The following is an 18,104-nucleotide window of genomic DNA, read 5'->3' as shown; positions in this document are numbered from 1 at the left end:
GTGGAACCGGGAGTCAGCGGCATTTAGACCCTTGACTGAAATCAGCTAAGGCCTTAAAAATACTACATTCTAGAGTCCGTGGGCATTCGGACCCAGGAGCAGACAGGTGGCGACCGCAACAATAGAGTATCTCGGACACGCGGGCCTCATGGTCGAGTACGGCGGCAAGAAATTGCTCTGCGACCCTTGGATGTCACCGGCCGGAGCCTACAACGCGAGCTGGTTCCAGTACCCGGAGTATCCGCACAAGGATCTCGGCCACCTGCTCACTCCCGACGCGGTCTACGTCTCGCACGAGCACCCCGACCACTACGATCCCTGGTTCCTGGCTCAACTGCCCAAGGACACGCCGATGATCACCGGGCGTTTTCACAAGCGCCTCATCGTGCGCAAGCTGCACGATCTGGGTTTTCAAAACGTGTATGAGTTTGACGACTTCGAGTCATGGGAACTGGCGTCGGATTTCGTGGTCGAGGTCGAGGTGCCCAAGCAGAACTGTGCGCCGCACTGGTTCGATTCCTGCGCCTACATCACCGCGGGCGACGTGCGCATTCTCAATCTCAACGACGCCAACTCGGCGCTGGATTTCGACAAGATGCGCGCGCGCGGCATGGACCTGCTCATGGGCCAGGCGTCGCCGGCCATCTGGTACCCGCTGACTTACACCTGCTACGACGAAGAGCAGAAGCGGCCGCTGCGCGCCGCACGCCGCTTGTCGGCCGTTGAATCGTTTGCCAAGGATGCCCAGGCACTCAATCCCCGCCTGGCTATTCCCTTTGCTGGCCCGCCCTGTTTCTTTGACGAAGACCTCGCGGATCACTTTGTAGGCGAGGACTCCATGTTTCCCACCCACCCCACGGCCGCCGAGCACCTTGAGTCTGTCGGCATCCCTGCGGAGGTCTTGAAGCCGGGCGATCGCCTGCAGCTGTCTACCGACGGTTACGAGATAGAGCGCGAGCCGGCATACGCTGATTTTGACTACGAGCGCGACCGCCGCAGTTACTACGAGGCCCACAAGGCCGAAAAGCAGGCTCTCGTGCGCGAGGTGCTCGCCGCCATACCCGACGCGGAGCCGGGGCTGTACGATCGCTTTCGTCGCCACATGGTGCCGCTGCTGCGCCGTAACCCATTTTTCCTGGCTCGCATAAACATGCGCGTGCTGTTCAACGTGACCGGCCCGAACGGTGGCAGCTGGGTCGTCGACTTTCGCGATGACAACAAGGGCGAACTCGTTTACCCGCAGCAGGGCGAGCAGTGCCTGTATCATTTTGAGTTCGAGTCTCGCAACGTTGACCAGGTGCTGCGCGGCGAGTTTTCCTGGGAGGACCTGTTGCTGTCGCTGCGCTTCAAGGCCAGTCGCGACCCGGACCGCTACAACCAGCACCTGTTTACTTTTCTCAAGATGGCCAACCAGGCTGCCTTGCAGGCTATTGCTGCTGGCGAGTCCCGGCTCGAGGACACGCCCACGACCACCTTTGAACTCGAACACGAGGGGTGCCGTTACGAGGTGCAACGCTTCTGTCCGCACGCCGGCTCCGATCTCTCCGAGGCCGACATAGAGGACGGGCAGATAGTATGCCCGGGGCACCGTTGGCACTTTGAACTGGGCACGGGCGAGTGCGCTGAGTCTGATTACCGCATCCACTGCCGCCGGCTCGGCCGCGCCCCCGGCTCTGCGGGCGACAAGGCCGCCTGAAGCCGCCGCGATGAGCACGCGTGAAGAAGCGCTGCGGGTGCCGCTGGCAGGTGGCGACGGGCTCGAACTCGAAGCGCTTTTCGTTCGCGGGTCTGACGCCAGGGCGCCGTTGATGCCGCCCGTGTCGACGCCGGTGCCGGTAGCCGCGCCGCACCCTCTTTACGGCGGCGACATGCACAACCCGGTAGTGGTGGCCCTGTGCTCAGCCCTGAGGGCAAGGGGCAGGGGTACGCTGCGGTTCAACTGGCGGCGCAACGCCTCCGGCGACGCGGAGCAGGGACTGGCCGACTGTCGAGCGGCACTCACTTGTGCTCGTGGTCTCGCTCGCGATGGGGGATCGTTGCCGCAGGTCGAAGAGCAAGCGGTGTTGCTCGCCGGCTACTCCTTCGGCGCAGTGTCCATGCTGCAACTGGCGGCAAGCCTCAGCCTGGCCGGTAAGCTGCTGCTGGTGGCACCGCCCCCGGCCCTGTTGGCCGGGCTGGACCTGGAGTCCCTGGCAGCCGGGGTTCACGTACTGGTGGGCGCCGAGGACGAGTACGCGCCGGTCGCCGAGCTCGAGGCGCTGCTGGAATCGCTGCCCGGCCCCGTGAGCGCGGGGCTGAGCGTGCTCGACGGCGTCGACCATTTCTTTGCCACGGGTGGACTCGACCCAATAGCGGACTTCGTGGGCAAGGCCCTGGGCTGACCGCTGGCACGGCCGACCCCGGGACTGTTTGAACAGCCGCGCGCGGCGGCTAGTCTGCGCGACCATGACGGTTGCCTACTTAGAATACGTTCCCGATTACCTGCCCGAGGCCAACCAGGGCCGTCTCGTCGATCTCACCATCGAGTCCGAGTCAGTGCCGGCCCCGCTGGAGATAAACGAGTACCTCATCCGCCACTGGTGCGAGACGCTTGAGGATGGCAACCCGCTTTACCTCGACGAGGCCTACGCGCGTGAGCGCGGGCACGACGCGCGCGTGGCACCGTTCGGCTCGATAATGACGGCGTTCACCATGCAGTATCGCTGGCCGTGGCCGCCGTCCGAAGGCGAGCCGCAGCGCCACATTCACTACGAGGTGAAAGAACTGCTCGACCTGCCCATTGGCATCATAAGTAACATCGAGGTTGAAACCGGCGTGCGCGCGCGAGTGGGCGACCGCATAAGCGTGAGCCAGCGGTTGGTGTCGATTTCGCCGTGGAAGAAGACCCGCGTGGGCGAGGGGCACTTCTGGGTAATGGAGCGTTACTATCGCAACCAGGACGGCGAGCTGGTCATCACCGAAAAGATGGACGCCTTCGGCTATGGGCGAGGCGAGGTAGAGTTGCCCGCCGAGGGTGGCGGCGGCTGGAGCCCGGCCGTGGAGGAAGTATTGCAGGGGGAGAAGAACGGATACTCGGTGCCCGAGTACCGCACGCTGGCGTGGGCCGACGTCAACGAGGGGCAGGAGTTGCCGGAACTGCGCATGCCGATAACTTTCAGCCGTTGCGTGTACCTGGCCTCGGCGACGCGCGATTTCTCGCCGCAGCACTCAAACAGCAAGTACGCGCAGGAGCGCTCGCGCACGCGCGACGTGTTCGTTAACACGCCGTTCAACCTGGGCATGGTCGACCGCTACCTCATCGACTGGGCCGGCCCGGAGGCCGAGATCAAGAAGATACGAGTGTCGATGCGTGGCAACGTCTGCGCTGGAGACGACATGATAATTACCGGGCGAGTCACGAAGCGCTACGAGCAGGACGGCGAGCGCCTGGTCGATGTTGAAGTGATTATTGCCACCGAGGAAGGGCCGGTCACTCCCTGTTCGGCCACCGTGGCGCTTGCCTGATAGCCATGAAGCTGGGGCTCTACCTGCGCAACATGGGAGACGCTTCGGCGCCCGATACCGTGCGCGACTGTGCGCTGGGGGCAGAGGCGGCAGGCCTGGACGACCTGTGGCTTGCCGATCATATAGCCATCCCGCCCGACGACGCCGAGGGCTCCAACGGTCGTTATCTTGACCCGCTGGCCACGCTGGCGTGGCTGGCCGGGCTGACCGAGCGCATACACCTGGGCACCGGCGTGCTGGTGTTGCCCTACCGTCCGGCCCTGCCGACGGCCAAGTGGGTGGCGACCATACAGGAACTCTCGGGTGGCCGTATGCTGTTCGGCGTTGGAGCGGGCTGGATGGAAGCAGAGTTCCGCGCGGTGGGTGTGCCGCGAAATCGCCGGGGCGCGGTGACAGACGAGACCCTCTCTTTTATTACGAACTGCTTTGACAACGACGAGGTCGAGTCTAACGGACAGCCGTTGCTGTTCAGGCCGCGCCCGGCCGCGCCGCCGCTGTTCGTGGGCGGCAACTCGCCGCAGGCCCTGGAGCGCGCGGTTCGTTTTGGAGGTGGCTGGATGCCCATGGGATCTGATCCCGCCAAACTAGCCGGCCAGGTAGAAACATTTCGTCGTGATTCAGCGGCGGCCGGCCACCCCGACCCCGAGGTTGCCCTTATCACCGGGCTGGAGTTAGGCGACACCGCGCAAGCGCTAGACCAGCTCGCAGGCTTTGCGGCAGTAGGGGTCACCCGCGTGGTGCACGCCCAGCGCTATTCGGATGCAGCCGTTTTCGTGGCAGCGGCCGAGGCGCTGGTTGACGCCGGCTCAAGGCTGGCAGGCTGACCATATACCGGCCCGATGCCGCGGTTGTGCAGAGAAAATCGACCTATTTGACTGACGAATGTCACTGACATATGTCAGTGAGGACCGAGCGCTGCTGTCCGCAGGCCTGTAGCCCTGCCCGCCCCTGGGGTCCGGTAGAGGCGGGGCGGTGTGTCCAGCCGGCGACCGGTCGAGGAGTACCGTATGCAGCTTTCGGATATTGACCTGCTCGACCCGGACAATTTTTTAGACGGCCAGCCGCACGAGGTCTACGATCTGCTCAGGCGCGAGGCGCCGGTGTTCTGGCACGATGAGCCGGGCGGCGCGGGGTTCTGGGTGCTCACGCGCTACGACGATGTGCGCTACGTGTCGCGCACGCCGGCGGTGTTCAGCAACACCCCTCACATGCTGATCTGGGATCCCGAGCCTGAACTGGCGCACACCCTCGCGGGCGTGATGCTCAACATGGACCCGCCGCGGCACACCGAGTACCGCAATACGATCAACAAGGGTTTCGTGCCCAAGCGTATCGACAAGCTGGCCGACTACATCGCCGGGGTGGCGCGCGAGATCGTCGACGAAGTGGCGTCGAGGGGCGAGTGCGATTTCGTGGAGGACGTTGCGGCTATCACTCCAATGAGGATGATCTGCGAGCTGTTCGGCATTCCCGAGAGCGAGCGCCGCTACGCATACGACCTCGCCAACCGCCTCATCTCGTCCGATGATCCCGAGATGGCCAAGGGCAGCAGCCCTGACGAGGCGTTCATCGAAACCTTCGAGTACGCGGTTAAGTTGCGCAAGCTCAAGCTTGAGCACCCGGCCGATGATCTTGCCACCATGGTGGTCAACGCCGAGCTCGACGGTAAGCCGGTGGATGACATGGTGTTCGGCACCTTCGTGATGATGATGATTGTGGCGGGCAACGAGACCACGCGTACCGTGACGAGCAACGGCCTGCTGCGCCTGATAGAGCATCCGGAACAGCGGCAGCAGCTCGTGGATGACCCCTCGCTCATACCTGTCGCCGTCGAAGAACTGCTACGCTACGACCCGGGTGTGCATCACTTTCGTCGCACAGCCATGGAGGACACCGAGGTGGGCGGCGTCGAGATTAAAAAAGGCCAGAAGGTTACGCTTTGGTACGGTTCAGCCAACCGAGACGAGGCGGTGTTTGACGACCCGCACCGTTTTGACATCAACCGCAACAACGCGAGCGAGCATCTTAGCTTCGGCATCGGCCAGCACTACTGCCTGGGTGCGTCTCTGGCCCGCGCGCAGCTCAAGGCCATTTTTACCGAGGTGCTCACGCGTATGCCGGACATCGAACTGGCTGCTCCCCCGCGCCGCCTGCGCTCCAACTTCATCAACGGCGTCAAGGAGATGCGCATAACCTACACTCCCTCCTGAAAAGTGTCGCCCCCAGACTCGGGGGCTTGCCCGTGGTCGTTAGGGGCGTATCCTTAAGTTATGGGTAGCTTCATGAAATACGCTCGATGGATTATCGAGCGGCACCGCAACCCTTTCTGCCTGGCCTTCCGCGTGGCCTTCGTGCTGGTGCTGGCAGGTACCATCTGGCGTCACTCGCCCCTGGGCATACTGATGGCGACGGGCGCACTTATGGGCGGCCCCTTCCTTTTTGAGATCCCCGAACAGACTTCGCCCCGGCTGGAAAAAATGGTGCTCGTCTCGCACCGCTGGCTCGAACAGGCCAGTGGCCTGGCCATGACGGTTCAGTCGCTTGTGGGGTCGGCGGTGTTCGCGATGTTTGTTCGCGCACTGTGGCTGCACGACGAGGCGGCATCGGTGGGCTGGTTACTGGCCGTAACGCTGTTCAAGTTGGGCCTGCTGGCCTGGTACGCACGCGGATTCGATGGCGACAGTCCTCCGTTGACCTGAGCACCCGTGGCTGGGCCGAGGAGGCCCGCGCAGAAATCTGTCGCCGCGCTCCTGTTGGCCAGCGCTACTTGTTGGCCGGCGGCGGTACGCCATCAGCCAGCCGCTCGAAGTCTTCGACGTCGAACTGCATTATGTGCTCCAGCCACCAGCCCGGCGCACCGTCGAGCAGCGTGGGCAGGTTCCAGTAGTCGCGCCAGAGTCGAATCCGGCCTTCAGCGATGACCTGCACCGACACGAAGGGGAGCGATACCTGCTCGCCGCTTGACCAACTCCAGTGCTCGGTGTGTTCGGTGACCACCACGTCGCCCTGGGCCACGATGCGCTCGCACTCGTGCCGGTAGCCATCGATCGATTCCAGGCCGATACGCAGTCGGCCGGTGATGGCGCGCGCACCATCGGCGCCGCGGTCGGGCGCGGGCACGTCTTCGTAGTGACTGGCGTCGTCAAAAAACCCGGCCACCTTTTGCCAGTCGCGCGAGTAAAGCGCCTGCCAGAAGGCGCCCGCCAGTTCTGTGTTGTTGGCCTCGGTCGTGTTCACAGCGTTTTTCCTTGGTTTGCGGGCCAGGCCAGCCTGGCCCGGCCGTCGTTGCCGGTTTCAACAGCGGGCGCACTCGCCAGCCGGTAGCGCCGCGCGTCGGTGGACCGTCCGCTGGACGCATCGAAACGATAGCCGTGCCAGGGGCAGACGATCTCGGGGGCACTGCCACCGTTACCATCGCCAGGGCTGATGAGCTTGCACTGGTCTAGCGGGCCGAGCAGGTGGGGGCACAGCACCGAGTGGGCCAGCAGGTGGCCGTCGTGCTCCAATACGCGGAAGCGTCCCGCGTCGGTGGCTATCACCATGGGCAATCGCTCGGCCAGCTGCTCGGCCGGGCCCAGGTCGATGGGCCCAGGGTTGATTTGCTCAGCAGTCGTCGCCGCGCGGCTGTTTCTCGCGGTCGCGTTTCCGTTGCCTCCGCTGTCGAGGCGGCGCTGCCGCTCGACCATCATGGACTCGTCTTCGTCGTAGAGCTGCTGGTACACCTCGAGATAAAACTCGCCCGCGGCTTTGCGGTCGGCCTCGGCCTCGATGCCCGGCACGAAGAAATCCACGACGACTTCTAATTCGTGCTCGCCGTGCACGAGCACACGGGTGAAGATACTGCTGCCCGTCCCGCTGCCCGCCAGTGTGCTCGTGGTCCAGCCAAGTCGGTCGTCGTGCAGCCGCAACTCGAGTTGTAGTACGCCGTCGGCTCCCGCGAGCTCGGCATCGGCACGCCAGTGCCACTCGTCCTCGTCAACGAGTTCAATAGAAGCAAAACTCGACGAGTGCAGCCAGGGCAGATGTTCCCAGTCGAGCGCGTTTTCGAGCATGCGGTCGAGCGACACCGGCATGCGGCGGCGGTAGGTAGCCACCGGTACTGGTATCGGCTCGCTCTCCGCGCTGTGCTGGTCCGGTTCTTTTGAGTGCGACATGCTTCGTTATGTTGCACCGTGTCCGCCGTGCATGGAAACCCGCGCGGGTCTAGCCGGTGTTTCCGTGGGCGCGCTCTATGGTGCCGCGATCCATCGTGCCGCGATTTATGATGCCGCGATTAATCATATTGCCGGCGATACTTTTCCTGGCGGCCGCTTCAGCCCATCAGCGAGTCGCGCAGTGCACGCGAGCGGGGCTGGCGTGGCAAGTGCAGCTCCACCAGGCGGTCGAGCATGGCCGTGGCCGTGGCCACCAGCTCGGGGTCGGTAGTGACGCTGCTGTCGGGCACCCCCCGGGAGGCGTGACCGACGTAGTCGAGCAGGCGTGTTTCGATCACGCGACGACTGGGTTTGAACGACGGATCGTCGGGCCCCAGGCCCAGGCGTTCGGCTTCGTGCCGCGAACACACCACGCCGCTGCCGCGCGGGTCGAGCACCGGCCGCGAGGCTTCGACTATGCCCTCGGCACAGATTCCACACATCGAAAAATCAGGCTTCCACCCGCCCTGGTCCAACAGCACGAGCATGAAGTGATGCCCGACCCTGGCCGCCTCTTCGCCGCGGGCTACGGCAGCGACGGCTTGCTCGTAGAGGTCAAACAGTTCGGGGCAGGGGTCGCGTTCGGGGGTCATCAAGTCGGTCAGCTCGCTCAGGTAGCTGGCCCAGGCAAAGCCGGCGAGGTCGTCGTCGCCTACCACGTTGTAGCTCAGCTCCACGCGCGCGTCGTGCAGGAACACCATCGAGGAGTGGGCGCGCCGCCCGAACCTGACCCGCAGGCGCTGGAAGGGCTCGAGCGCACCGCCGGCAAAGCGGCGCTTTGATCGGCGCGCACCCTTGGCCATGCCCGCCAGCTTGCCGTACTGGTCGCTGAGCATGATGACCACGCGATCCGATTCGCCGTAGGCCACCGTGCGCAGTACGAAAGCATCGGTAGTAATGTCTTCCACCGCCGACCTTTCTAGCACGGCAACGCGCCCGGTGCCGACCGCAAGCCTTGACAACAGCCCGGCGGGTGCCTAATTACCGAGGGATTTATGCCCGCCCGGGGTACTCCGATCAGCCGGAGCGACCAGCTGAAGCGGCCAGCAACGATATGAGTGCCAGGAAAAAAACGAAAAAAACCCGGGTGGTGGTCGAGGAAGGGGAAGAGTCGAAGGTGCAGGATTCACAGGCGGAAGATGGCGCGGTTGAAGGCAGCGCCCTCGAAGATAGCACGGTAGTCGCGGCCCAGGCGGCCGAGCCTGCCGAAGAACTCAGCCTGGAAGAGCAGCTCGAGCAGGCCCTCGAAGAGCTCGCCCGCCAACGTGATCTGCACCTGCGGGCGCTGGCCGAGCAGGAAAACATGGCCCGCCGACAGGATCGTGAGCGCGGTGATCGCGCGCGCTACGCCGTTGAACCGCTGGCCCGCGACCTGCTCGAGGTGGTCGACCAGCTCGAAATGGCAGTCGAACACGCCGGCGCCGGCGCTGAGAACCTCGTGCAGGGGGTCAGCCTGGTGCTCAAGGGTCTTGGTTCAGTGCTCGAACGTCACGGGGTTGAGCGCATGGAGGCCGAGGGGGAAGCGTTTGATCCGGCCCAGCACGAAGCGATTTCGATAATTGAGGCCACGGGCGAGAGCGAGGAAAATCCTCGTCCCGACAGCGTCCACCGGGTCGTGAGGGCCGGTTATCGCTTCAAGGACCGGCTTCTCAGGCCCGCCCGTGTGATCGTGGCCCGTGCCCCGGCTGCCGACAGCAATAGTGAACCCGAAAAGGGTAAAAAAGGCGACGAAAGCTGAAAAACACCTGTCCCGTGGCCTTGCGCCGCCGGGCTTGGTGATTACTTCATACTACGGAGCAGGGTGGCCATCGCGGCTGCCAGCTTAAAAAACTACAAGGAAAAACAGGGCTAATGGGAAAAATAATCGGAATAGACCTTGGAACGACCAACTCTTGTGTGGCCGTGCTGGAGGGCGGAAGCCCCAACGTGATTGCCAACAGTGAGGGTGGTCGCACAACGCCATCGGTGGTGGCCGTAAACGATAACGGCGAGAGGCTGGTCGGGCAGATCGCCAGGCGCCAGGCCGTCACCAACCCCGACAACACCATCTACGCCATCAAGAGGCTCATCGGCCGTCGATTCAAGGACAAGGAGGTCCAGTCATCGGCCAAGCTGCTTCCCTACGAGGTAGTGGGCCACGACAACGGCGACGCCTGGGTGAACCTGGGTGGCAATAAGACCAGCCCCGCCGAAGTCTCTTCGATGATACTGGCCAAGATGAAGAGCACGGCCGAAGACTACCTCGGCGAGACCGTTACCGACGCGGTCATAACCGTGCCGGCTTACTTCAACGATTCGCAGCGCCAGGCCACCAAGGACGCCGGCGCCGTCGCCGGCCTCAACGTGCAGCGCATCATCAACGAGCCCACCGCCGCTGCTCTTGCCTACGGGCTGGACAAGGGTGACCAGGGTGACCGCAAGATCGCAGTGTTTGATCTCGGTGGTGGCACCTTCGACATCTCCATACTTGAACTGGGCGGCTCGGTGTTCGAGGTCAAGTCCACTAACGGTGACACCCTGCTGGGTGGTGAAGACTTTGACCAGGTCGTCATGGACTACCTCGTGAAGGAGTTCAAGAAGGACCAGGGCGTGGATCTCTCCAAGGACAAGATGGCGTTGCAGCGGCTCAAGGAAGCCGCCGAGAAGGCCAAGTGCGAGCTCTCGACCTCGGCCGAGACCGACATCAACCTTCCGTTCATCACCGCCGACCAGGCGGGCCCAAAGCACCTGAACCTCAAGCTCACCCGTTCCAAGCTCGAGGCGCTTTGCGCGAGCCTGCTCGACAGGCTCGACGTTCCCTGCCGCACTGCACTCAAGGACGCGGGCCTCTCGGCCGGCGAGATCGACGACGTGGTGCTGGTCGGTGGCATGTCGCGCATGCCGGCAGTGCAGGATCACGTGCAGCGTATCTTCGGCAAGGAGCCGCACAAGGGCGTCAACCCCGACGAGGTCGTAGCCCTCGGGGCAGCCATACAGGGCGGCGTGCTGGCCGGCGACGTCAAGGACGTGCTGCTGCTCGACGTCACCCCGCTGTCGCTCGGCATCGAGACGCTGGGTGGCGTGTTCACCAAGCTCATCGAGAAGAACACCACCATCCCGACCAACAAGGCCCAGGTGTTTTCCACCGCCGAGGACAACCAGCCCGCGGTTTCGATCAAGGTGTTCCAGGGCGAGCGCGAGATAGCCGAGCACAACAAGGTGCTGGGCCAGTTTGACCTCACCGGCATAGCAGCCGCGCCGCGCGGAATGCCGCAGGTGGAGGTCACCTTTGATCTCGATGCTGACGGTATCATGCACGTGTCGGCCAAGGATAAGGGCACCGGTAAGGAGCAGTCCATCCGGATTGTTTCTGACAGTGGCCTGACGCCCGAAGAGATCGAGAGGATGGTCAAGGACGCCGAGGAGCACGCCGTCGAGGACGAGAGCCGCCGGGCCCTGGTCGACGCGCGCAACGAACTCGACTCGATGATCTATCGAACCGACAAGAGCCTCGAGGAGGCCGGCGAAGGTCTCGAAGACGCTGACAAGGAATCCATCAAGGCGGCCATCGAAACGGCCAGGCCTGCGCTGGAATCCGAAGATGTGGACGTACTCAAGGCAGCGTCGCAGGAGCTGGAGAAGTCGTCGCATAAGCTGGCCGAGGCCATGTATGCCAAGGCCCGCGAGGAAGCCGAGGCCGCCCAGGCCGAGGGTGCGGGCGAGCAGCCCGGCGATGGCGATGGCGGAGACAGTAGTGACAGTGGCGATGACGATGTTGTTGATGCAGATTTTGAGGAGGTTAAGCCTTCGACCTGAGCCGGCCGATTCGAAGCCGAGGCCGGCCGTCTGCACCGCGGGCGCCCCGGCGATTGCCTCCACCCGCTGTTGCAGGTGGAGGCTTTTTGCCGTCTAACGGCAGGTGACCGGCGGCGGGCGTGGAGCTTGACGGGGGCGAGATAAACAAGAAGTGGCCAAGCGTGATTACTACGAAATCCTGGGTGTCGAGCGCGGGGCTGACGAGGGCGTCATAAAGAAGGCCTACCGCGACCTGGCGCTCAAGTACCATCCCGATCGCAACAGTGACAACAAGGACTCGGCAACCGAAAAGTTCAAGGAAGCCAGCCAGGCTTACGAGATTCTTTCCGACTCTGAAAAACGCTCGCAGTACGATAACTTCGGCCACGCTGCTTTCGACGGCGGGGGCATGGGCGGGGGCATGGGCGGTTTTGCCGCTGGCTTTTCGTCCGACGTTTTCGAGGATGCGCTGGGCGATCTCTTCGGCGACTTTTTCGGTGGCGGTGGCGGTGGTCGTCGTCGTCGAGGCCGTGTCATGCGCGGTGACGACCTCCGGTACGACATGGGGATCGCTTTTGAAGAGGCGGTGAAGGGTTGCGAAAAAGAAATAACCATACCCCGCACCGTGAGTTGCGAGGACTGCACGGGTAGCGGCGCCAAGGCCGGCACCGAGCCCGAAACCTGCCCCGCTTGCCACGGCGCCGGCCAGGTCAACTACCGACAGGGCTTGTTCCAGATTTCCAAGGCCTGCGGCCAGTGCAATGGAGAGGGGCGTATCGTGCGCGCGCCCTGCCCGGCCTGTCGCGGGCGTGGTACCAGCGTGTCCGAGCGCACCATCTCGGTGAAGGTACCCGCCGGCGTGTCGGACGGCTCGCGGCTCAAGCTCAGGGGCGAAGGCGAGGCGGGTCCCTCGGGCGGACCCACGGGCGACCTCTACGTTGTGCTTATGGTCAGGCAACACCCGCTGTTTGAGCGCGACGGGACGGCCATCATCTGTGATCTGCCGGTGTCGATGATCGACGCGGCGCTCGGGGCCAAGCTTGACGTGCCCACCGTCGATGGTGTGGTCAAGATGAGCATTCCTGCCGGCAGCCAGTCGGGCACACTGTTCAGGCTCAAGAATCGAGGCGCTCCCGACCTGAGGCGACGCGGCTCGCGCGGCGACCAGATCGTGCGCCTGCAGGTCGAAACTCCCACCGGCGTGACCCGCAAGCAGAAAGAACTGCTTCGGAGTTTCGACGAGTTGCAGAAGAAGAAGGGCGACTCGTTGGTGTCAGGCTTTGCCGACAAGGTCCGCGAACTCTACGACTGAACCGGTGCGTGATCTCGCAGCCGCAGGGGAATCTGCCTTCATAGACGCCGTGGCGAGCATCGTCGCGAGTGCCCACGCTGGTCGGGGTTCCGGCGGCAAAGGTCCGCGTGGCCTGCACGTTGGCATAGGCGACGACGCGGCGGTGGTCGATCTCGGCTCTCCCGCCGTTCTCAGCACCGATGCCCAGGTGCAGGGCACCCACTTCGAGCTGGACTGGTTATCGGCCGAGGCGCTCGGGCGCAAGGCTTTCCTGGTAGCGTTCTCCGACCTGTCGGCGATGGGTGCCCGCGCGAGGTGGGCGCTGCTGTCGTTGGAGGCCCCCGCTTCTATGTCGATGAGGCGTGCGCGCGCATTGCTGCGCGGCTTTGTCGCCGCCTGCCGAGAGAACGACGTTGTCCTGGTGGGCGGCAACGTGGCCGCTGCTCCTCGCCTGGCCCTGACGGTGACAGCTGTTGGCGAGGCCGGCCATTCACTCACCCGCGCGGCGGCCCGCGACGGCGACGACATACACTTAGTGGGCAATCCCGGCGACGCGGCGGCGGGGCTCGAACTTCTGGCGGCGGGAGGCAGGAGCGGCAAGCTCGTGCAGGCCTGGCGCCGGCCTCCCTGCTATCTGCAACTGGGACGCGCACTGTCGCGCAATGCCGGGGTGGGCGCAGCCATAGACCTGTCCGACGGACTGGTGCTCGATCTTTCTCGCGTTGCATCGGCTTCGGGCCTCGGCGCGCTGCTCGATACCGACCGCCTGCCCTTGTCGCGGGCATTGATGGCGGCCGCGCGCGGCCGGGGTGGGCTGGTCAACGAGGTGCTTGATTACGCACTGGGTGGCGGTGAAGACTATCTCCTGCTGTTCACGGCGCGTTCCGATCGGCGCTCGCGCAACAGCATTGCTTCGCTTGGCAGGCGCCACGGGGTAGCGATAAGCCGCGTGGGAAGCATGGACTCATCTCTGAAAGCCGGGAGCGTGGTTGACGCTCGGGGGCAGGCCCTCGAAGGTGGCTACCAGCATTTTTCTGCCAGCCGTGGGGCCAGGCTGTGACACCAGCTCGCACGAAGGCTCTGCTAGAAGAGGTGGCCGCCGGCAACAAGAGCGCCGAGCAGGCGCTGCAGGAACTACGCGCGCTCCCGTTCGATGACCTCGGCTTTGCACGAGTGGACCTGCACCGACCCATGCGCAACGGCGTGTCAGAAACGGTGTACGGCGAAGGCAAGACCGCGGCACAGATTAACGAGATCGGCCGTTCGCTGCTGGAGGCTGGCCAGCACCTCCTGGTCACCCGTCTTGACCAGGGCAAGGCGGCCGAGCTGGCGACGGGTTTACCCGGTTTTCAATACGATGCGACCGCCCGCCTGGGCCGTTGCATGGCCGAGGGCGTAGAGCAGCCGCGGCTGCCCGGCAGCGTGGCGGTACTCAGCGCGGGCACCAGCGACATGGCGGTGGCCGAAGAAGCAGCGCAGACGCTGGAGTTCCTGGGAGCCGAAGTGCTACGCTTTGCCGACGTGGGGGTAGCTGGGCTGCACCGGCTGCTCGAAAGCCGCGAGCGCGTGGGCAGTGCCACGGTGGCCCTGGTGGTAGCCGGCATGGAAGGCGCGTTGCCCAGCGTGGTGGGTGGGCTCATCGACCTGCCATTGATAGCCGTTCCCACCAGCGTCGGCTACGGCGCCAGCTTTGGCGGGCTCGCCGCCTTGCTCGGTATGCTCAACTCCTGTTCGGCGGGCGTCACGGTGGTCAACATCGACAATGGCTTTGGCGCGGCCACGGCGGCGGCCGCTATCCTGCGAGCGACGACGGGTGACCGGGGTCAGCTGCCGTCCAGTGAGAGCACCGCCAGGTGAAAACCCGTGTCGGTGGTTATGCCGTCGGGTAGCTCGGCGAGTACGCTCCAGGCCAGCTCGACGGTGGTGGTTCGGTTCTCGCCGTAGTCGCGGATCTCGATGTGGGTGGGGCGCGGCCGCGAGCCGACCATCACGTGTTTGCTGTCCAGGCGGAGCCTGGACAGGTTGCTCATAGTGCCGGTGTAGTACTTCGACGTCAGCGGCACCATGCGCGCCTTGTCAAAGCCGATGACAAACAATTCGTAGGGCACGGTCTCGGGCGGGTAGAGCGATACGGTTTTTTCGTTCGTGCTTTCATCCGAAACAAAAGTGCTGCTGTAGTCCGTTTTCCAGAACGCAAAAAATTCCATCGGCCTGAGATCGGTACCCGGGATCACTTCGTCCACTGACATCGACACCGGTCGTCGTTCGCCGCGGGCCACCAATCCCTTGCCCCAGGCAAAGGGTAGCAGCGCTCTCCAGTCTGCCGCCGGGATGTCGATGACCATGCGCGGCTCGTCGCCCGGGCTCACAAACAGCACGGCCTTCACCGGGTCGCCGTCGCCGGTTATTATGTCGAGCTCGGCGCGTAGGATGTGGGTGGGCACGGCCATGCGTTCGGCCCTTTCGAGAAACGTGTAGAGATCGGCGAGGCTGGCCGGCGTGGGCGCGGTGGTGGCCAGTACCAGGGCCGTGGCGGTCACGGCGGCAGCTATCAGGTATCGTGGCATGCCCCCTTCTAGCACAGGGGGCACAGCTTTGTCTTGTGGTGTCGTCAGGATGGGTAAACAATGGGCTGGTGGTGTGGTGGACGGGTGGGCGCACGCTTGGCGAACAGGCGTGCGGACGGCAACAGGCCGTCGGCGTGGCGTTGTTGCTCGCGTGGGCGCTGGCGGCGAGTGGCTGCACCACCGGGGGGCACCTGCCGGCGGCCGGCAGCCTGTCATCCAGTCGTGTCTCGGGCGCCGCGACCATGGATTCGCAGGCCGCGCGTTACTACCTGGTAACTGCTTCGGACTTTCCCCGCAGCGGCGGCAGCCCGGTGGCCCTGAGCAGCGACGGTTCGCGATTGCTGCAGGGTGCGATTGAGCGCTGGCCGCGGATGTCTACGTTGCTGGCCGACCGCGGCCTTCCCCTGGCTGTTTCTGTTGACGGTGAGTATTTGCACCTGGCTTACATCTCGCCGGGGGTTCTCTACACCCTGGGCCCGAGGACTGAGTTCGCACGGCGTGTGGCTTGCGGCCGAAATATGTCCACCTGCCCGTCTTTCTGGCTGAGGTCCCGCGAGCTCGCGGGACTTGAACTGGCCGCCCTCGAGCAGGCGTCGTCGGGCTCGTTGTCGCCGACGGCTGACGGGGTGAGTCACATCAAGCAGCTCATTCGCAGAGCGATCCCGTTACAGAGGGTGTCGCGCCGCTTGGCCCTGGTGTTGCCTTCTCACGACGACGAATCGTTGACCGAATCATTGCCGGGTAAGGGGTGGGGGTTTTTCTTTGTGCCTGCGACCCCGGCCAGTCGCGAGGCACTAGGGGTAGAGTCGACGACGCCCGGACTGGTTGTGGCCTGGGTCGACCCGGATGGCCCGGCGATGGGTGTGCTGGCCGCGGGCGATCTCCTGGTGGGCATAAACGGCCGTCGGCTCACCGAGCTGCCGGGCTTCGACATCTCGAGCCTCGATCGCGCCACCTTCATGGTTGAGCGTGGGGAGGGCAGCCGTAGCATCTACGTGGAGGCCGAAGCCTGGCCGCGTGACGTGAACTTTTTCATGATCGAGTACGCTTCGCCCAACGCTGGGCCGTCGCAGCGGGGCGTGGTCGTGTCGTCCTCGCTGCTCGACCTGCTCGAAGACGAAGATCAACTGGCGGTAGTGCTCGGCCACGAACTTGCGCACCTGCTGCTGGGCCATGCACCGGTGGCCGGCCGCTTTCCCGGCCTGGAACACGTCAGGGCAATGACACGAGGGGTTAATTCACGAGGGATTAATTCACGAGGGAATACTACACGGCGGAATACGGGGCGTCGGCGGATGGCCGGCGAGGCAGGCCTCGCCTTCGACCGGGAGGTTGAACGTCGCGCCGATCTGCTGGGCGTAGACCTGGCCGAGGCCGCCGGCTACCGGGGCAGCGCCTTCGCCCGCGTGATGCAGCTTCTTGAGGAGGCGGCCGGTGGCCGTGCCCACGCCTTCCTCGATCGCCACCCCGACTACCCGCAACGGGCGATGCTCGTGCAACACCACCTCGAGGACCGCGCGGTGGCGGGACAGGTGGGTAAAGGTTCGCTCTAGTCACATGCCGCACCGCGCATAGGGTTCCACACGCCCGCGTTTTGCCAGGGGGGGGGGGATTGCCCCAGTCTGGGCATATAGCCCAGCTAAAAGCGCTTGTTTACTGGCCAACGCCCCTTTTATCAATAGCTTAAAGTAGTTCCGAGCTGGCACATACATTGCTTTATTACTATTCGCGAGCACCTCTCCGCTGGTCGGAACAGGGCTCGTTCCTGCTGGGGCAGGCTCAATGTTGATACGGATCAGACACGACCAGGGCGAAAGAACAGCGGTGGGGCTGCCGTTCATTTTTTCGGTGCTGGTTTTCACGGTCGCGACCGCTTTCTGGCCAGTGGCCGCTCCTGCTTCTTCGGGGCGGGCTTCTGCTGATCTTTCTCATGGCGAATCACGCGCGTCGGTGCTTGCCATGGCTTTTGAGGTTAACAGCGGACAGGTGCCGGGCCGCGATGGTTTCCTGTCGCGCGGCCGCGACCACGGCTTGTTCCTCGACCAGGCCGGAGCAATGCTGGTGCTTGCCAACGGCGACGGCATAAGCGGACAGGCCGTCATGCTCACTCTCGACGGTGCGCTAGAGGTCAAGCCCACCGGTGAACTCCCGCTGCAGGGCACCGCGGCTTGGTTCAAGGGGGACGACCCCGATCGCTGGATCAGCTCGGTGCAGCGCTATGAGCGGGTTCGGTATCCTGACCTTCGCCCCGGAGTCGACATGCTCTACTACGCAAACGAGGGCAGGCTCGAATACGACTTCATACTTGCTCCGGGCGTTGACCCGGGCCAGTTGTCTTTCAGGCTCAGCGGCCTCGCTGGCGATCAACCGGGCTTACTGTTGTCCGAGAACGGCGATCTCTGGGTCGAGTTGGGGGGCGGCCGGATGTTGCTGCGGCGGCCGATCGCCTGGCAACACGACGAGGTCGGTAGCAGGCAGCTCGTCGACAGCGCCTTTGTGCTCAACGGTGACGGCGGCGTGGGCTTCAAGTTGGCGGCCTGGGATCATGATCGCGAGTTGATCATAGACCCGGTGCTGGAGTACTCGAGCTTTCTCGGCGGCGATTTGGGTGACGAAGCCTACGACGTGGCGGTCGGCCCGACCGGCGATCTCTACGTGGCGGGTAAAACCATCTCGGCTGACTTTATTCCGGTGCCGGCTTGCGCAGACTGCGCGGCAAGCTCGACCGTTCCCCTGGCGCACGACGCGTTCGTGGCCCGCATCGACCCGTCGCTC

At 64.2% G+C, this 18,104-nt stretch carries 17 protein-coding genes; 13 read left to right on the top strand and 4 right to left on the bottom strand.

All coding sequences use genetic code 11. From position 1 onward, the window contains the following. Nucleotides 1-106 precede the first annotated feature (106 nt). The 6 genes from EYQ35_03460 to EYQ35_03435 all read left to right on the top strand — a co-directional run bounded on the left by EYQ35_03460 (nucleotide 107) and on the right by EYQ35_03435 (nucleotide 6,203). Complete coding sequence (locus EYQ35_03460; GenBank protein ID HIF63197.1) at nucleotides 107-1,696, top strand: hypothetical protein; 1,590 nt, start codon at nucleotides 107-109, stop codon at nucleotides 1,694-1,696. A 10-nt stretch (nucleotides 1,697-1,706) separates the two neighbouring features. After that, the gene (locus tag EYQ35_03455; protein HIF63196.1) at nucleotides 1,707-2,381 is read left to right on the top strand and encodes a hypothetical protein; all 675 of its coding nucleotides are present in this window, start codon (nucleotides 1,707-1,709) and stop codon (nucleotides 2,379-2,381) included. Between the two features lie 64 nt (nucleotides 2,382-2,445). Then, the gene (locus tag EYQ35_03450) at nucleotides 2,446-3,504 is read left to right on the top strand and encodes a hypothetical protein (GenBank protein HIF63195.1); all 1,059 of its coding nucleotides are present in this window, start codon (nucleotides 2,446-2,448) and stop codon (nucleotides 3,502-3,504) included. Nucleotides 3,505-3,509: 5 nt separating this feature from the next. After that, nucleotides 3,510-4,328 carry a TIGR03619 family F420-dependent LLM class oxidoreductase gene (locus tag EYQ35_03445; GenBank protein HIF63194.1) on the top strand — a complete coding sequence of 273 codons (819 nt, stop codon included), beginning with the start codon at nucleotides 3,510-3,512 and terminating at the stop codon, nucleotides 4,326-4,328. A gap of 183 nt (nucleotides 4,329-4,511) precedes the next feature. Beyond that, entirely contained in the window at nucleotides 4,512-5,714 is a 1,203-nt protein-coding gene (locus EYQ35_03440; protein HIF63193.1) for a cytochrome P450, read from the top strand. Between the two features lie 72 nt (nucleotides 5,715-5,786). Continuing rightward, on the top strand, nucleotides 5,787-6,203 hold the full coding sequence (locus tag EYQ35_03435; GenBank protein ID HIF63192.1) for a hypothetical protein: 417 nt from the start codon (nucleotides 5,787-5,789) through the stop codon (nucleotides 6,201-6,203). A 64-nt stretch (nucleotides 6,204-6,267) separates the two neighbouring features. Here EYQ35_03435 and EYQ35_03430 read toward each other — a convergent pair whose 3' ends face one another. The 3 genes from EYQ35_03430 to recO form a co-directional block, all read right to left on the bottom strand. Beyond that, entirely contained in the window at nucleotides 6,268-6,768 is a 501-nt protein-coding gene (locus EYQ35_03430; GenBank protein ID HIF63191.1) for a nuclear transport factor 2 family protein, read from the bottom strand. Then, a complete protein-coding gene (locus tag EYQ35_03425; protein ID HIF63190.1) occupies nucleotides 6,738-7,658 on the bottom strand; it encodes a hypothetical protein in 921 nt (306 codons plus the stop codon). Before EYQ35_03425 ends, EYQ35_03430 begins: the two co-directional genes overlap by 31 nt. A 158-nt stretch (nucleotides 7,659-7,816) precedes the next feature. Beyond that, nucleotides 7,817-8,662, bottom strand: a complete 846-nt coding sequence (recO, locus tag EYQ35_03420) for a DNA repair protein RecO (GenBank protein ID HIF63189.1) — start codon at nucleotides 8,660-8,662, stop codon at nucleotides 7,817-7,819. 89 nt (nucleotides 8,663-8,751) lie between these two features. Here recO and EYQ35_03415 point away from each other — a divergent pair, with 89 nt between their 5' ends. From EYQ35_03415 to larB, 5 genes are all read left to right on the top strand, one after another. Then, nucleotides 8,752-9,435: a nucleotide exchange factor GrpE gene (locus EYQ35_03415; protein ID HIF63188.1), complete on the top strand. Its 684-nt coding sequence runs from the start codon at nucleotides 8,752-8,754 to the stop codon at nucleotides 9,433-9,435. Nucleotides 9,436-9,548: 113 nt separating this feature from the next. Next, the gene (gene dnaK / locus EYQ35_03410; protein ID HIF63187.1) at nucleotides 9,549-11,492 is read left to right on the top strand and encodes a molecular chaperone DnaK; all 1,944 of its coding nucleotides are present in this window, start codon (nucleotides 9,549-9,551) and stop codon (nucleotides 11,490-11,492) included. A 151-nt stretch (nucleotides 11,493-11,643) separates the two neighbouring features. After that, nucleotides 11,644-12,783, top strand: coding sequence for a molecular chaperone DnaJ (gene dnaJ / locus EYQ35_03405; GenBank protein ID HIF63186.1), 1,140 nt, complete (start codon nucleotides 11,644-11,646; stop codon nucleotides 12,781-12,783). Next, nucleotides 12,752-13,822 (top strand): thiamine-phosphate kinase, encoded by a 1,071-nt coding sequence (gene thiL / locus EYQ35_03400; GenBank protein HIF63185.1) that lies wholly within the window; start codon nucleotides 12,752-12,754, stop codon nucleotides 13,820-13,822. Before dnaJ ends, thiL begins: the two co-directional genes overlap by 32 nt. After that, nucleotides 13,819-14,619 (top strand): nickel pincer cofactor biosynthesis protein LarB, encoded by an 801-nt coding sequence (larB, locus tag EYQ35_03395; GenBank protein ID HIF63184.1) that lies wholly within the window; start codon nucleotides 13,819-13,821, stop codon nucleotides 14,617-14,619. Before thiL ends, larB begins: the two co-directional genes overlap by 4 nt. On the opposite strand, the gene EYQ35_03390 is transcribed toward larB, so the two are convergent. Next, the gene (locus tag EYQ35_03390; protein ID HIF63183.1) at nucleotides 14,586-15,329 is read right to left on the bottom strand and encodes a hypothetical protein; all 744 of its coding nucleotides are present in this window, start codon (nucleotides 15,327-15,329) and stop codon (nucleotides 14,586-14,588) included. The genes larB and EYQ35_03390 overlap by 34 nt on opposite strands. 35 nt (nucleotides 15,330-15,364) lie before the next feature. Here EYQ35_03390 and EYQ35_03385 point away from each other — a divergent pair, with 35 nt between their 5' ends. Together EYQ35_03385 and EYQ35_03380 are read left to right on the top strand one after the other, a co-directional pair. Further along, nucleotides 15,365-16,882, top strand: a complete 1,518-nt coding sequence (locus EYQ35_03385; GenBank protein ID HIF63182.1) for a hypothetical protein — start codon at nucleotides 15,365-15,367, stop codon at nucleotides 16,880-16,882. 229 nt (nucleotides 16,883-17,111) lie between these two features. Continuing rightward, on the top strand, nucleotides 17,112-18,104 hold a 993-nt coding region (locus EYQ35_03380; protein ID HIF63181.1), incomplete at its 3' end, for a hypothetical protein.

The organism is Candidatus Binatota bacterium (assembly GCA_012960245.1).
Classification (GTDB): Bacteria; Desulfobacterota; Binatia; order UBA1149; family UBA1149; genus UBA1149.
The sequence above is the reverse complement of the archived record's forward strand: the minus strand, read 5'-3'. Positions and strand labels throughout refer to the sequence as shown.